Source organism: Rhizobacter sp. AJA081-3, from assembly GCF_017795745.1.
GTDB lineage: Bacteria > Pseudomonadota > Gammaproteobacteria > Burkholderiales > Burkholderiaceae_C > Piscinibacter.
The window spans coordinates 2,588,864-2,603,650 of the sequence record NZ_CP059067.1 but is presented as its reverse complement, the minus strand read 5'-3'; the positions used below and the strand labels follow the sequence as shown (position 1 = coordinate 2,603,650).

Annotated in this window: 10 protein-coding genes and 2 pseudogenes; 3 read left to right on the top strand and 9 right to left on the bottom strand. The window is 65.0% G+C overall.

Annotated elements, in window-relative coordinates; translation table 11 throughout:
- Positions 1-228 precede the first annotated feature (228 nt).
- On the bottom strand, positions 229-459 hold the full coding sequence (locus HZ992_RS12385; protein ID WP_209386926.1) for a hypothetical protein: 231 nt from the start codon (positions 457-459) through the stop codon (positions 229-231).
- Positions 460-475: 16 nt separating this feature from the next.
- Positions 476-1,545: pseudogene (locus HZ992_RS12380) on the bottom strand (IS3 family transposase).
- A gap of 292 nt (positions 1,546-1,837) precedes the next feature.
- Between HZ992_RS12380 and HZ992_RS12375 the strand changes: the two are divergent.
- The gene (locus HZ992_RS12375; RefSeq protein WP_209386925.1) at positions 1,838-2,083 is read left to right on the top strand and encodes a hypothetical protein; all 246 of its coding nucleotides are present in this window, start codon (positions 1,838-1,840) and stop codon (positions 2,081-2,083) included.
- Positions 2,084-2,111: 28 nt separating this feature from the next.
- Here the strand turns inward: HZ992_RS12375 and HZ992_RS12370 are convergent, their stop codons facing one another.
- Positions 2,112-2,723 (bottom strand): hypothetical protein, encoded by a 612-nt coding sequence (locus HZ992_RS12370; RefSeq protein ID WP_209386924.1) that lies wholly within the window; start codon positions 2,721-2,723, stop codon positions 2,112-2,114.
- 103 nt (positions 2,724-2,826) lie between these two features.
- Here HZ992_RS12370 and HZ992_RS12365 point away from each other — a divergent pair, with 103 nt between their 5' ends.
- Positions 2,827-3,135: a helix-turn-helix domain-containing protein gene (locus tag HZ992_RS12365; RefSeq protein WP_209386923.1), complete on the top strand. Its 309-nt coding sequence runs from the start codon at positions 2,827-2,829 to the stop codon at positions 3,133-3,135.
- Positions 3,136-3,687: 552 nt separating this feature from the next.
- Here the strand turns inward: HZ992_RS12365 and HZ992_RS12360 are convergent.
- The 3 genes from HZ992_RS12360 to HZ992_RS12350 form a co-directional block, all read right to left on the bottom strand.
- Positions 3,688-4,155: a hypothetical protein gene (locus HZ992_RS12360; protein ID WP_209386922.1), complete on the bottom strand. Its 468-nt coding sequence runs from the start codon at positions 4,153-4,155 to the stop codon at positions 3,688-3,690.
- Positions 4,156-4,271: 116 nt separating this feature from the next.
- Entirely contained in the window at positions 4,272-5,528 is a 1,257-nt protein-coding gene (locus HZ992_RS12355; protein WP_209386921.1) for a tyrosine-type recombinase/integrase, read from the bottom strand.
- Positions 5,529-5,535: 7 nt separating this feature from the next.
- Positions 5,536-5,766 (bottom strand): hypothetical protein, encoded by a 231-nt coding sequence (locus tag HZ992_RS12350; RefSeq protein ID WP_209386920.1) that lies wholly within the window; start codon positions 5,764-5,766, stop codon positions 5,536-5,538.
- Positions 5,767-6,309: 543 nt separating this feature from the next.
- Here HZ992_RS12350 and HZ992_RS26130 point away from each other — a divergent pair.
- A pseudogene (locus tag HZ992_RS26130) lies at positions 6,310-6,484 on the top strand (isocitrate lyase/phosphoenolpyruvate mutase family protein); the annotation flags it as partial.
- Positions 6,485-7,299: 815 nt separating this feature from the next.
- Here HZ992_RS26130 and HZ992_RS12345 read toward each other — a convergent pair.
- The 3 genes from HZ992_RS12345 to HZ992_RS12335 all read right to left on the bottom strand — a co-directional run bounded on the left by HZ992_RS12345 (position 7,300) and on the right by HZ992_RS12335 (position 14,770).
- Positions 7,300-11,205 carry a hypothetical protein gene (locus tag HZ992_RS12345; protein ID WP_209386919.1) on the bottom strand — a complete coding sequence of 1,302 codons (3,906 nt, stop codon included), beginning with the start codon at positions 11,203-11,205 and terminating at the stop codon, positions 7,300-7,302.
- 741 nt (positions 11,206-11,946) lie between these two features.
- On the bottom strand, positions 11,947-12,741 hold the full coding sequence (locus tag HZ992_RS12340; RefSeq protein WP_209386918.1) for a DUF6065 family protein: 795 nt from the start codon (positions 12,739-12,741) through the stop codon (positions 11,947-11,949).
- A 22-nt stretch (positions 12,742-12,763) separates the two neighbouring features.
- Positions 12,764-14,770 (bottom strand): hypothetical protein, encoded by a 2,007-nt coding sequence (locus tag HZ992_RS12335; protein ID WP_209386917.1) that lies wholly within the window; start codon positions 14,768-14,770, stop codon positions 12,764-12,766.
- Positions 14,771-14,787: the final 17 nt, after the last annotated feature.

Below are 14,787 nucleotides of genomic sequence, written 5' to 3'. Positions count from 1 at the left end.
GCGATTGCACGCCCGATGCCGCTTCATGGTGTTGTCTGGCCGTCCAACCTGTGGCAGGTTGTGACCGCCCATGCGGCCTGGCGTCGGCCGCCTGCGAGCCCCAGATGGGGCCGACACCTAACGAAGAAGCGACACGTCCGCCGCGGCAGGGCAGGCACAGCGAGGTGCGTCGCCGGGAACAGATCCCAACGTCCATGACGGCGCACGCGCCTGCCGCGCCGTCGGCCGCTACCAGGCGCCGCCTTGCCACCACAGGCGCCAGGTATGGCGCCGACCCGCAGCATCGCTCCACCAGTGGCCGGCCACGCCGATCTGCGAGGCCGCGTCGATGCGCCAACGCAGCACCGCACAGGCGCCGAGAATCCCCCCTGCCGCGAAATACTGCGCCGAAGGCTCGGCGCGGCCGATGCCTGCGGTGACCATCGTTTCCAGCGCGCCCTCCGGGTAGAGGACGCCCAAGGTGCCCAGATTGGCGTCACCGCGCGGCGAACACGGCCGGCGGCACGTACCCGAGGGTGCTGTGCGGCCGGTGGTGGTTGCATTCCTCACGCCAGTTGTCGATGATGCTGCGCATGTGGCTCAGGCTGGCGAACCAGTTCTGCGACAGGCACTCGTCGCGGAAGCGGCTGTTGAAGCTTTCGATGTAGGCGTTCTGCACCGGCTTGCCGGGCTGGATGAAGCGCAGCTCGACGCCGTTTCTGGCCGCCCAGGTCTGCATCGCCCGGCCTGCGAACTCCGGGCCGTTGTCGGTGCGGATCACCTTGGGCAGCCCGCGCTCGGCCTTGAGCTGGTCGAGCACGCGCGTCACGTACAGCGCCGGCATTGAGGTGTCCACGGCAGTCTGCACCGCCTAGTTGCTGCAGTCGTCCACGACCGTCAGCGTTTTCACCCGCCGGCCGTTGGCCAGCTCGTCGAACACGAAGTTCATGCTCCACACCTCGTTGGCTTGCACTGGCCGCACCAGCGGTTGCCGTTCGGGCACCGGCAGCTTCTTGCGCCGGCGCTTGCGCGCCATCAGGCCTTCCTCGCGGTAGACCCGGTACGTGCGCTTGACGTTGATCGCCCAGCCGTCGATCCGAAGGCTGCTGTGCAGCATCCGGTAGCCGTGGCGGCGGTGCTGGCCGGCGAGCTCCGTCAGGCGCTCGCGCAGCCGGCCGTTGCAGTCGTCGCGGGGTTGGTAGCGCAGGGTGCTGGCGCTCATGCCCACCAGCCTCAAGGCCTGGCGTTCGCTCAAGCCTCGTTCCCGCAGCTGCCGCACGACCTCGCGACGCGCCGCCACGGCCACTACTTTCCCTTGAGCACCTCGCGCATCGCATTGATCTCGAACATCGAGTTGGCCAGCAGCTTCTTCAGCTCCGTGTTATCAGCCTCCAGCGCCTTCAGGCGCTGCGCGTCCGATACGTTCATGCAGCCGAACTTGGCCTTCCAGGCGTAGGAGCTCGGCTCGCCGAAGCCGTGCATCCTGCACAGTTCCTTGGCCGGCAGCCCGGCATCGGCCTCACGCAGGAAGCCAATGATCTGTTCCTCGGTGTATCGCTTCTTCATCGGTCCGATCTCCGTCTCGGGTTGATCGGACTCTAGAACTACTTGCTACGGATATCCGGGGGCAGCGCAGTTGACATAAGCTATATCGAGGCAGATCGAGGCTTGCGCCGAGCCGGTGCGGGCCCAGGGACTCCGCCTGTGGCAGCTGGGTGGTCTACGATGTAGATATGCCGTTCACGTCTATCCCTTGGCCAGCAACGAGGAGGCTCTTCAGGCGCCAGTCTCGCAAGTGGCTTGGAATCTCCGTCACCGTCTTCGCCGCGGAGTTTGTCGTGGCGGCTCTGTTGACGCCATGGGCAAAGTAACTTCATCCAAGCGCGGACGCGAGCCCGCCGCGCCCCGACTCATCCGCGGCAAAGGCGGGCGCGACGTCATTCGCGTGGAGACGCCGTCAGGCGTGGTCGGCTACATCGCGGTCTGCATCTCGGACGAAGTTCTCGACGCATTCATCAAGAAGCTTCAGCGCAAGATTGCTAGACGGCGGCAGCGATGCAGCGGCAATGCAGTCGCTGTGTCGCGCTCACGCCGCAAGGCGTGAGCGCGGGCTAAGTGGCCTTGCAGGCACATTAGGACGGATACGCCTCGACGAGCGTCACTACCACCCCGGTCTTCTGAATCCCGTCCACGATCTGTCCAATCGTGCGCGGGATGAACTGCCCAGAGTCTCCGACGAACGGCCGCATAAGCGTGGCGCCCAAGGTCGCCGCGCTCACGCTGCCCGACACCTTGGTGAACGTCGTGTAGATGTTCAGGCTGTAGCCGCCCTGGTAGGGCATGAGGCAGGCGAAGAAGGTCGTGGCCTCGCCGTAGTTGCTCATCGAGGAGTCACGGGCGTTGGCGGTCAGTGTCGCGCCCTCGCAGGTCGGAACCTGCAGCGACTGACCCTGCGCAGCCGCCAGGGCGCCCAGATTGCTGCCCTTGAAGGGCGAGACCAACTGGAAGCGTGGCGCCTTCTCCGGCAGGGGTGACGGCGGGATGCCATTGCTGACCTGCAAGCGGCTGGTATTGCGCTGCAGCGCGGTCCTGATCGCCTCGGCGAGCTTGGCATTGCCCACGTCGCCCGACGCCTTGATGTCGTAGATCGCGTAGCCCACCGACGTCTCCTTCGTCGGGGTCATCGATGCGCAGCCACCGAGCAGCGTCGCGAGTGCGCAGGAAGCAATGATGTGGTTCTTCATGGGAATCTCCCTCTTCAGTGTTGAGCGCGAGACGACCCTCGCGCTGTGAAATACGGCATATATGCCGTGTCCAACAAGATAGCATGCCGGGCACGCTGCGATCGTGGTTACCGCCTCGAATCGCTCCACCCCTGTTGCCAAACGCGCCACCTCGTTCGAACCGAACGTGGCGCGCGCCTTCGGCGAGGTGGTCCGCGCGCTGCGCGAAGAGCGCGGCGTCGCCCAGGACAAGTTCGCGCTGCTCGCCAACGTCGATCGCTCCTACTACGGCAAGCTCGAGCGCGGCGAACGTCAGCCATCGTTGGCCTTGCTGCTGCGCATCGCCGGCGCGCTCGAACTCGACGGCGGAGAACTCGTCGCGCGCGTGGTCGCGCAACTGGCGCGCGGACGACGGCGCAAGTCTGCGGCGTAGCGGCTGTCCGGTCGCTCGCTCGCGGGCGCCGACAGCGCCCGCAGCCGGGACATCAACGCCGTGACCTGCCAGCCGAGGTCGGCGCCCAGAGGCCACCGAGCGATCGTCGCCACGGAGGCCAGAACGATCACCAGGTCGCTGCCCTCGCGGAGCACGGCCTGCGCGAAGCAGCTGCGTTGACCATCGGTGCGCCAGGCGAATGTCGCCGTGTCGGCCGCAACCGCGGCAAGCGAGCGGACCTCGTCGTCCTCGTGCTCGAGGATGCCCGCCAGCGTGATCTGCCAGTGGCGGTCCACCAGTACCGCGTGAACCGGCAGGCGGGCGGCCAATCGGAGAAGGAGATCCTCGATGGCGTACCACCGGTCCTGCGGCGATTGCTCGGGATCGGCCCAGAGCACCTGCGGCTCGCGATCTGCCGTCACGTAGCGCAGACGCGGAACCGGCTGGTGGCGCCGGAACGCCTGGCCTCGCCCGGACCGAGCCCGAGCGACGCCTGCCGGTTGCGGGAGCCCGTTGCGCGGCCAGAGACTGAGTTGCTTCATGGCCGTCTCCTCAATGCAGCGTCACCGGACCCTGGAACCCGCCGAGCATCTCGACGCACTGTTCGGCGGGAAGGTGTCCGACGCGGTACAGCCATACCATCGAGAGCAGCGAGTTGTCGGCCAGGCGTACCGGCAAGGTGGGCACCCGATCGCGACCGGCCGGCAGGCCCATGTGTGTCTGCAGCGGGCCGATCTCGACCGCAACCGCGCGACCGTCGTGCACCATCCAGACCAGCAGGTCGATCTGGTCCACGAGCGTCAGGCTGCGCTCGGTGGCCCACACCAGCATGTGCAGCGGGTTCATGCTGCGCGACAGCCCGTTCTCGTCGAGGTAGCGGTCCAGGCCTTGCCGGTAGAGCCTGACCTCGGCCGCGGATGCGGGGCGGGCGAGATGGACCCAGACGGTGAAGCCGAGGCCGGATTCCGCGGCTTCGAAGTCCTGGGGCAGGGCAGGGGGCGGAGACTTGCGTTGTTTCATGATCGAACTCCTTCGAGAGGGGAACTCCACCAAGTCCCGTGGACGGGCATGCCTGAGGCGCGAGTTCACCCGCGCGAGCCATGGGCCCGCGTTGTCAGTGGTGCGGTGGTTGCGGCTTACGCGGCCGCGGCGTTCTCAGCGTTCCCCGGCGGCGGCTGGGCGGGTGGCGGGGTCGCGCCAGCGTCGGCCTGCACCCCGAAGGTCGCGTTCAGCAGCCGGTCCATGGCCGAGCCGTCGCGCCGGGTCAGGTTGGCGCAGTAGCGTGCATACGTCTTCCAGAGCATGGCCTGCGAAGAATGACCCAGGGCCATCGCCACCCACGCGGGAGACTCGCCGGCCTCAAGCCACAAGGTGGCCGCTGTGTGCCGCGTCTGGTAGGGCCGGCGCAGGGCCAATCCGAGGTGGCGCAGCAGCGGATACCAGATGCGCTTGGTGAAGTTGTTCGTGTCGATCGGCTCACCCGCCCGATTGCAGAAGACGTACTCCTGGTGACCCGTCACCTTGTGTTGGGCGGAAAGTGCCTCCCAGACGACCCTACTGAGGGGGATGTCCCTTTGCGACGAGTCTGTCTTGGTGTACTCGTCTTCACCGCCAACAAACGCTTCGCGCACCAGGATCAACCGCTTTTCGAAGTCAACGTACTTCCACTTCAGGCCGTGCAACTCACCCGATCGCATGCCCGTGAAGAAGCGGACCTTGAGGTAGTTCTGGTAGTCCTTGCGGATCGTGTTGATCAGCAGATGGGTCTGCTCGAGGGTGAAGGGCTGGACGTCCGACTTCGGCACCTTGAGCGGCTTGAGGCGCGCCATCGGCAGAGTGAACTCATAGCGGTCAGCCGCTTCTTGCAGGACCTGGCGCAGGATCAGCATGATGGTGTTGATCCGCGCGGGCGACAGCTTCGTGCCCGGCCGGCGGCCGCGCACGGCGGCCAGGTGGGCGCGAAAATCCAGGATCAGGGCACGCGTGACTGCACCGACCATCAACTGCCCGAAGCGAGGCAGCAGGTGCTGGTCGAGAATGCCGCGCACCGTGGTGATGTAGGTCTTGCGCCAGCCGACCTTGAACTCCCCGAACCATTGCTCCGCAAAGGCGGAGAACGCAGGTGTCGCTGTCGTAGCGGCCGCAGTGGTCGGACGCAGATGCTGCGGCGGCGCGATGAAGACCGGCTCGGGGCCGGCCAGCAGACCTGCCTGCACGAGAATGGTCTCGACGCTGTTGCCTTTGGTGAGCGCAAGCTCGACCTGGGCGGCGACCTGCTCGAGCTGGACCCGGTTGGCGGGGCTGTCGGCGAGCTTGGTGTAGACCCGCTGTCGCGTTCCACCTTCGCGATAGTCGATCAGCAGGCGACCGCGGTGTTGACGTACCGATGCCATGGGCGCCTCACTGACCCATCGCCATCACCGCCGCCGAGCGCGCACCGCCCTCGAGCATCGTGCGCTCGACCGCCTCCCAGAGGTACAGCACCTTGCGCCGACCGAACGGGCGCACGTAGTGGACGCCCTCCAGAAGGACCGAGTCCTTCAGCATGTTGTTGATGACGTTGGGCTTGTACTTGATGCGCTGCGCGAGTTCGCGAGCGGTCAGGTAGGTCGACCCGGCTTGCTGTTCCATGAAGTCCTCCGTCCTTGGACAGGTGTTTGAGAGGTCTTCACTTTGCGAATTCGGATCGACGAACTAAGCCGGTTTTGGCGAGTCGGCAGATCGTTTGACGTCATGCTGCAAGTTCGCCGACGCGATTGCCAGACCGGTCGGGACGTAGAAGTACGAAATGCGTGATCAGCGCTCGGAGATGGGCCCGACGGCGACTGGCGGCCAGCTGATAAGCACCAAAGCAGGCACGGGCAGCGAAATGCCACGAGCGAAGCCGAGTTTCAGTCACCGCCGCAGAGTCGGACGACGTCGAGAACCGGACCTGGCCGGGTAGGAGGACGCCTTGCGCGAGAGTGCAGGGCGATCTCGCACCTACTTCCAAGCCGCCAAGAGGCCGATCAGGCGGAATCGGCGTGTGTGTGACGACAGGTAGCGCGGAATCGTCTGCGGAATTTGGGTCGCCTATGATCGATCGGCATCCACCTCAAAGGCTCAATTTAATGGCCAGGACATCGCTTCAGAACTTCTGGCCCAGCAGGTGCGGATTTCGGAACAGATCGAACTCTGGGCGTGAGGCGGATCAGCGTTGGCGGAGCGCTCGCTCGTCCTGCATGGGGAGGGTTCATGCGCGCGGCGCGGCTGATCGCGAGGAGGGTGATTTGACGGTTTTGCAGAGGCGGCCGCGGGGGAGGACCTCAACACATTCTTCGCGGCGGACTTGGTGGCGCGTCGTCAATGACAGTAGTGGTGCACGCCCGTTGATTGCACAGTGGCCGATCGGCCCCTCATCGGCAGGCGGAGCTGGCCATCGGCAACTGAACTCATTGCCGATTCGATCAGCCGGTCAAGACTGGGGGCGGTCATTCGATCTGCGACCGCGAGTGTCGGCGGCCGCCGGAACCGGCCGTTCGACTTCTGCCGCGGCCTGTGACCGCAGTGCCCAGGAAGCTGCCGTCGAGCCGGTTCTCCAGGTCCACCGGGCCCCGCCGCCCAGGTGCTTGGCTATGTCAGCTCTCTCAGGCCGCGATGTGGCGGTACCGACCCACTGTCGCCACTCCAGATCAGCAAGACCTGCCGTTCGTGATCAGTCCTTGGCAGCCAAAGGCTGAACTAGCCGATGCAACCCGAGTTTCGTGGGCTACCGCAAAGCTGACGGTCGACGCGGAGCGCCAAGCGTTCGCAATCGCCTCGCAGTGAACGTTCCGGTGAAGGACTGGTAAGTAATGTTTCGGTCGGCCATGAACCTCCCCTCGCCCCTATCCGAGGCCGTCCGCACACAGCCATCATTGCATAGCGCCGTGCCCACCATACCTCTGGCCCTTCGGTATGAGGCCGCCGCCATTTTCACCGCGCTGCGCAATCAAGGTAACCGCTTGGCCCACAGCGACCGAGCCCGCCATGCGCGGGTGCAGGCGCGTGGCGCTCCTGGGTTCGTCGATCGATCGTGTGATGCTGTCTGTCGCGATCCGTGCGGTTCAGTCCGCGCACCCTTCAGGACGACAGCGAGAACTGCCCCATGCGCCCGTCCGGGCGCGCCGCATGATTTCTGGCCGGTCACCCCGGCAGGGGTCGCAAGCCAGAATCCACGTCGACGCGCCCGCCCGGCAACAGCGACATTTGCGGGTCGGCTGTGCCCGGCAAGTGTCGGAGGATGGGTTGCCCGTTCATCGTCACTTCGAACGCAGGGAAGGCGGAATGGCTGCCCTGCAGCCGGTACCGTAGTTCACCCTTGGCGGTGCGCGAGAGCACCAGGTCGAGATCGAGCCACAAGTCGGGCAGTGACAGGTCCTCCACCATCAACAGCAAGTCCTTAACGAACTTCGTATTGATTTTGCTGATGCCGATGTCTGGCACCTGCCCGACGACGTCTTTGGCGCTGAAAGGAAAGTAGTACTTGTGAGAAGACTTCAGTCGCAGCTTCACGATGGTCTCGGCATCGCGCAATGCGTCGATCGTGAACACGTCTTGCTTCAGCTCGGCCGGCGGCTCGAATCCGGTCAGCAGCGGCACAGCTCCCGAGCGCGGCTCCCATGCCCAGTTCGGTGGCGTGTTGTACAGCGGCACGGCACCGGCGCTTGTGGTTTGCTGCGTTTGAGGCAGCAGCCACAGCCTGCGCTTGGCAAGCCGGGCGGAGGCCTGCAGCCCCGTCGTGGCCAGGGTGGTTGGGTGCAGCGAGAAGAGTACTTGAGCGCGCACCATGCCGGGCGCCGAGGCATCGGCTCCCCATCCCGCAGCCTCGCCATCGAAGCGCAGTAAGCGCTGCAGTGCGGTGCCAGCCGGGCCAATGGTGAGCACATCGGACAGCAAGTCGTCGAGCAGTAGATTCGGAACTGCATCCCGGAGGGCCCATAGGCGAGAAGGAGTGAATACGCGCAGCCGCACGTCCATTCGCTTCAAGCGCACGGGTGGCACCTTGGGCGTCGGCTTTTCGCCCGTTTCTTTGGTCACCTTCCACTCGTCCCACTCCTCCTGCGGCGTCTTCGGTGGCGTCGGCGTGTCGGGCGCTGGCACCAGCGGTGGCGGTGACAGCGGCATCTCGTTGGGCGGCGTTGGCGGCGGCTTGCCGGCGTCGGGCTGGCCCTTGCCGATTTCCTTGTCGATCTTCTGCTTGGCGTCGATCAGTTCCTTTTTCGGGTCTGCCCCGGCCTCGATGAGCTTGCCGAGCAGATCAGACACCTCTTTCAGCCCCGACATGTCGCGGAAGATTCCCGGCGTTTGCAGCGTCACCAAAGCGGGGCCTAGCCCTGTGGGCGCAGGCGCGGCTGGCGGGTTGACGATTGTCACCACAGGCTGCGGCAACGCAGCCGGTGCGACGTTGGGTGCCTGTCCACGTGGCCCTGGCGTCAATCCTTCGATGTTGGGCAGCAGCGATACGGGAAGCTCCGCAAAGTTCCACAAGCGCGTCACGTCGCGCTGCTCGGCGCCGTTGCAGCGGCCCAGGTGCGCCTCGGCAAACACGCCACGCGTCGGAAGCGTGACGATGTCCTCGGTGGGCGGGGGCGGCTGTGTGCTGCCGAGACTGGGCACCCAGGGCGGCACCGGGCCGTCCCAAGGCAGCACGATGGAGAAGCCTACGATGCCCAGCACCTCGTCGCCCAGCCCTTCAGCGATGATGCCTAGCGCCGCGCCCACGCGGCGGCGTCGCTCGCTTGACGGCATGCCGGCCCAGGCCAGCATGCCGTAGTGAAAGCGGTTGGCGTTGAGGTGAGCCAGCAGCATAGCCACGAGCGCCTTGTCGCTGGCTTCGGTGGGAGGCAGCTGCACGGGCTTGTTGCCGCCGCTGCCCTTGCTTTCACCCGCCTGCGGTGAAGGTGGTTCGTCCTTCGCAGCCCGGGTGACGCGGGCGGTTACCGGCTCGCTCTGCTTGCCGTCAAACCCCTTTGGGAAGGTGGCCGTGCCTTCGGTACGCTTCCAGGCCTTGTTGACCAGCATCAAGCGAGGCTGCGTGCCGGGGAACACGGCTTCCAAGATTAGCCGGTCGAGATCGAAGGCATCGTTCTCGCGGGCGAAGGGTAAGTTGCCGGCGTAGCGCTTGAACTCGACCTCGACTTCTTCGACGCGGTTCACGTCCACTGGCGTGGGCAGAACCAGCGCCTGGTTGCGATAGCGGTAGTAACTGAGAGTCTTGCCATCCTTGTTCTCGGAGGGCTGATCAATCTGTCCACCTTTGAGCTTGGCGTTTCCGCTCGGCTTTTCGTGCCAGAAGGTGCCCACCGATACGTCGAGGTTATCTGCGGGTTTTGGGCCAAGCGCGAGCAACTCGATGCCGTCGTTCTGGCCCGCTACGCGCAGGACGACGCGCACCTCGCCCCAGGTGTCGCGGTTGTTGCCTGGGCCTGACCACAGCTCGATGCGGAAGGTGGCAGTCTGGGTGACCAAAGTCGGCAGTTGCGTACCGTCGCCGGGGCTGCCACTTGTGCTTGCGGCTTGGCCGTTCGCTGCCGCCGCCTCTGCCGCCAGCTTGGCGTAGAGCCCCGCTCCGCCATTCAAACGGTCGAGTGCTTCGAACGCCGGTGACAGGGAGGGATCGAGCAGCGCGTCTTCCAACGCTGGACGAAAGCGCCGCGCAGTGGTGTCGTCGAAGCTGATCAGCGACACCGGCACCAGCAGCGCATGTTGCGTGCGCTTCCACTCAGTGGTGATGAGAAAATGGCGCAGCACCTCGTAGTAGCTGATCGTGAGCGCGTGCATGCGGTTCATGTTGGCCACAATGCGTGTAGCCAGCACGTTTCGCTCGGCCTGCGTGGCCTGGATGACGACGGTGCTGGTTTGCGCGCGGAAAAGCGACGAACGCTGCAGGATCTCCTCTTGCAGGTCTTGCTGCTCGCGTGCGCGCAGGTCGCGCTCGCCCCAGCTGTGACTTACAGCGCCGCCCAGCGCGGTGCGCGCGTCGATCTCCACCGGCACGCCCTTGACAGGCACAGTGGCCTTGGCGCCGCCGGCGAGGCCGGCCTGGAAGCTGCCGCCTCCTTGGTCTTCTCGCAGGCGGCCGTCGATGATGTCGTCGATCTCGCGCTCGCGCGATTGGCGGTGGCGCAGATCTTCCAGGTAGCGCGTGCTGTCGTCGCGCGAGATCTCGTCGGTGCGCGACCAGTCGATCACGGCCATGCGCACCGCCTCGCCGGGCGCGAGGGCCAAGCTGTACTTGATCTCGCCCAGTGAATGGCCCAGGCCGAACCAGCGCTGCTCGAACTCGTGCACTTCCGCGAAGCGCGGTGTCGCGTCGGGGCCAAGCTCATCGTCGTCGCTGACGACACCGCGATCGGTGCCGGGTACTATGGCAGTCAGGAACGCATCGGCCGACTCATACGTGCGTCCTTCTGGCGGCTTGGGCCTTTGCGGGTTGCGCACCACAGTTCGGCGCAGCGTACGCGTCCGCACCGGGTAAGCCGAAGGCATAAGGTGCTCGCATCCCTGCGCATCCCCGGCGCGCGCCACGCTACGTACCACAAAGGAGGCCGGCGAGAGCCGATAGTCGCAGCTATCGGGGCGCTCCACGAGGCCCGCGGTGCCGCTTTCAGGAGTCTCCATTGGGCCGAGTGCCGATACCACGTTCACCGCGCGACAGGTGTCCAAGGCCGCTGCCACAATGAGCTCGGCCTGCCCTTGCAAGCTCACCTGTGAGGCGAGGCCGACCAGCTCATCCAATGCCAGCACCGGCGCGTGCGCGGTGGGGTCTTCAGCGATGGACAGCACGATCTCGCCACTGCCCAACTTCACCAGCGCCTGCAGCGTCGTGATGAGCAGGCCGCGCGTGGTCGGCGGCAGGCGGCCGAGGTCGATCACGGCGTAGCCCTGGTGGTCGCCGCGAGCCTCAGCAATGATCACTTGCACCGGCCGGGTTTGAGGCCTCTGCGGCGGGTCGGCCGGCAGCGAGGAGCGGACGGAAAGCTGCAATGTCGCGCCCGGCCAGGGCGAACCATCGGCGTACCGGGCAAACGCCCGGATCTTGGCTTGCATCTTCAAACTCCTATGCAGCACCGACGACGCAAGAGCCCACGCGCGCAACGGGCGATGCCAATCTGCCCTGGAAGTGGGCCACGGCGGCCTCTTGCCTGCAAGCCCCTAAGCCGAAGCTCCTGAGTGGCTCGTACTCAGTGCGCCGACACTTTTCCATCTCACGCGGCAAGTGCGATCGATCGAATAATCGCATTGTGGGCAAGGGAGCGCTCGCGAGCCTGGGCTCGGCGCTCCCTTATCGCCGACGCACACACATAAGGTGCTCGCGTCGTGCTTCGGCTGTGGGGCGCTTGTGGGCGCTGAAGGGCAGCTTTCCGGCTCAGGGGCGAGTGTCGCTTCGTGGCCGGTTGCCGTCGGTGGATGCTGGCGCGCGAGCTCACGCTGACTCGCACCAAGCAGTCGTTGAGTCTCGCCGCAGGCGCCGGCTCAACCAACGCAGAGACTATCCACACCAACACAGCGGAAGGTGAGCGATTCGTGCAGCAGACCCGACAGCGCGTTGCCGAAGGCAAGTTCCTTGAGTCCTCCGGTCACTCGTCTCCCGACCACCCGATTCTGGAGTTCTCGGCCAGCATTGCGCCAGCGAGCTGCGTGACGACGCTCAGCGTTTGATATGAGGTGCGTGACCCGGTCTGTATGGCACGCGATCGAAGGGTTGGAACTCGCCGGTTGCGCCGGCACGATGAACTCGGCACAGACTGCCTCTGACCTCTCGGGAACCTGCGTTTCCCCCGAGCAGATCTATCGGGAGGATCGGCGCTGTCGTCGCAATTGAAACTCCTCCATCTGGATCCGCCGTTGATGATCCGGAAACGGCCCTCTGCCTGCATCGATGTAGTGCTCCCCGCGTGCGTACTGCCCCTCTGGTGACTCCGTTGTCAGCCGGTGAAACAACCAACGTTCGTAGCGAACCTGCAACTCGGGTTCCTCCGAAAGGAGGCGAATCTCCGGTCTAAAGTTTTCGGCGTAGTGCCGGGGATATGGGAAGAATGTGCAAAAGGGTTCACCCTTGTGAAATGTCACCGGATGGTTGAGCTCGGTGACCTTCCAGTTCATGGTGAAGTTCACCTCCACCCAGTCAGTCTCCACGATGCCACTCAATGGCGAAGCACCACGGCGCGGCTCGTTCAAGGGACCGGTCACGAAGAGGTTGTGACCAGGCGGCGAGCGAAACATGACGGCCACGTAGAAGGTGAATATCCCGCCACCGAACTGGTCGGTGACCAAACGCGTTGCGTCGATTCGTCGGCTCCTGGCCGATATGGCCATTCGCTTGCCGTCGTAGACCACTGTCAGCGTAAACGGCATCAAGAAGCTCCAACCGAGGCTCGAAGCCATGTTGATCGGAATGCAGCGGTAGGCATTGCCATCGGTATCCCGCGTGATCCACTCGCGCCGGACATCGTTCGCCCGAATGATCACATCGGTCTTCCCATCCGTCAGATATGCCTTCAAAATGAGTGGCTCAGCGCCAGCAAGCGGCGAGAACTCGGCACGCGTGAGCATTGTTGGCCGTCCAATAGTCTTCTTTGGCATGATCTTCCCTCGATAAGGGGTCTCAAATTGCCGCCGCACCGGCGGGGGTGTACAGCCGAAGAACGCCCAGCCGTTCGAGTTCGCGCGCAAGCTCGACAGTGTGCGAAACGCATCCTTGCAGTCGCACGCCCCAGCGCACCGATCGGACGAGATCAGCTTCCTGACGATCAAGAAGCAGCGGGGGCCGGTTTCGCTTGAAGCGCACGGTGGAGCCGCCAGGGTGGACAAGCAGATCGTCCACGGCGGCGCTCCACTGAACCAAGGCGCCCTTCCTCCACGCGCGCTGTGCCGCGTCATCGAAAGCGAACACAGTGTGATCATGGACTAACGCCCGCGCACCGCATCGTGCGGCCGAATCGACGACCCCATTGAGCGTGCTTGGAAGGTCGTAGCCGAGATCGGCATCGAGAAGGTACGTCGGCGCGGCCGCTTTCGAGCCTACGAGCCTGACGAGCAGTCCAGACAAGGTACGACGCAAGCGACGGTGCGCAGTCGTGTCGTACGCAGGGGCGATGCGCCTGGTACTTGCAAGCAGCCCGAGGCCCGGCGCCTGAATCGCCGTGAGCGGGTGCGGAACCGCATCGCAGATACGCGGCACGTACGCATAGGTGGGTGCACCGTCGGTGGTCACAGGCCGAACTTCCGCCGCTTCCGCTGCCTGCATCAGTTCCAACTGGAAGACATCACAGATCGCGTCGACATCTGCGGCCTCTACCCTGCGCCTCAGGATTGCCGACGCTGCGCGCCATCCCATGCATTCCGGGTGCGACTGCGCCACCCAGTGCAACGCTGCGCGCATCCAGTGCATGAGGGTGTTCTTCGCATCAGCATCGAAGGCCATGCGCGCGCGAAAGAGATTGCCGTAGAGGAGCTCTGAGGTGGTCGCGTGGCCCTCGATCTCACGTGCCCAAAGTTGAACGGCGTTGGCCGTTCGGGCCTTGTGCTCAAGCTGACGATGGACGCGTGCGATGTTTAGAGCAGTGATCGCGACCAGGTGATGATGAACTGTCCTGGCCTGGCGGCTTTCCGCGAGGACGCTCTGCAAAAGATCGAGCGCACCGGCGACATCGCCGCCGCGCGCGAGCGCCAGCGCGAGCGAGTTGCGCGAGAAAAGGTCTGGCCACTCATGTGGGGCGATGCTCGGGTTCGCGGCGCAGACAAACCAACGTGCAAGCATCGGGTCGCCCGCCATGGCGGCGGCATAACCCGTGCAACCAAGCAATTGCCGGAGAAGCTCGGGACGAATCCCCACGAACGGAAACACCGCTCGAGCAGCTTCTTCGAATCGGGCGGCACGGATGCGGTAGATCTGCAGTGGATAGAGGACTGTGGCGCGACGCTCTTCGCCGCGGGCAAGACGATACGCAGTCTCTGCCCGGTGAATGGCAAAGGCCAAATCTCCCTGTACCGCAGCATCCTCGGCAGACTGCAGGCGCGTGGCCACGGACGCAGGCCTTCGCGTGCTTTCCTGTCGCTGCGGACGATGGCACATCTCGATGAACCGTGCACCCAATGCGGTTCGGAACGTCACAACCCCACCGGACCGAACGACTGCTGCTCCCAGAGGGAGCAGTCCAGGCGAGAACCTATTTCGGTTGGCCACCTGTTCTTCCACAGGCATCTCCAGGGTGCGTCGCAATCGATGTTCCAGCAAGGTCCAGTGTGCGGGAACCGGCGCCATCGCAACCGAAGCAAGTCGCACGATCACCACGCGCGGAACGCTCGCTCGCAACATGTCGGCCAGCAACTCGATAAGCGCGAGGTTCGCGTCGCCCCATGTCGCCTCGGCGAGCGGTGCCAGCACGACGACCCAGAAACGACCGCGTCGCAAGGGCTCGGCCAAGCTCTCGGCGAGAGCGAAGGCGGCACGACGGCCGACATGCCCGTGCAGTTCATCCTCGATGTTCTGCGTTGAATCGTCCGTCGCCTGATGACCTAGGTCCGGCAGCGACACGCCCAGTTGCTCGGCAATCTCCCGCGCAACATGGTGCCCCCGCGCGGGACCGAGCGTCAGGTCAGTGACGGCCACCGGACCGCACTCCTCGA

Bases quoted from the DNA above. Each gene is read 5' to 3' on its own strand.
- HZ992_RS12375 (WP_209386925.1), top strand. From the start codon at position 1,838: ATGGGCAAAGTAACTTCATCCAAGCGCGGACGCGAGCCCGCCGCGCCC.
- HZ992_RS12370 (WP_209386924.1), bottom strand. From the start codon at position 2,723: ATGAAGAACCACATCATTGCTTCCTGCGCACTCGCGACGCTGCTCGGT.
- HZ992_RS12360 (WP_209386922.1), bottom strand. From the start codon at position 4,155: ATGAAACAACGCAAGTCTCCGCCCCCTGCCCTGCCCCAGGACTTCGAA.
- HZ992_RS12355 (WP_209386921.1), bottom strand. From the start codon at position 5,528: ATGGCATCGGTACGTCAACACCGCGGTCGCCTGCTGATCGACTATCGC.
- HZ992_RS12350 (WP_209386920.1), bottom strand. From the start codon at position 5,766: ATGGAACAGCAAGCCGGGTCGACCTACCTGACCGCTCGCGAACTCGCG.
- HZ992_RS12345 (WP_209386919.1), bottom strand. From the start codon at position 11,205: ATGCAAGCCAAGATCCGGGCGTTTGCCCGGTACGCCGATGGTTCGCCC.
- HZ992_RS12340 (WP_209386918.1), bottom strand. From the start codon at position 12,741: ATGCCAAAGAAGACTATTGGACGGCCAACAATGCTCACGCGTGCCGAG.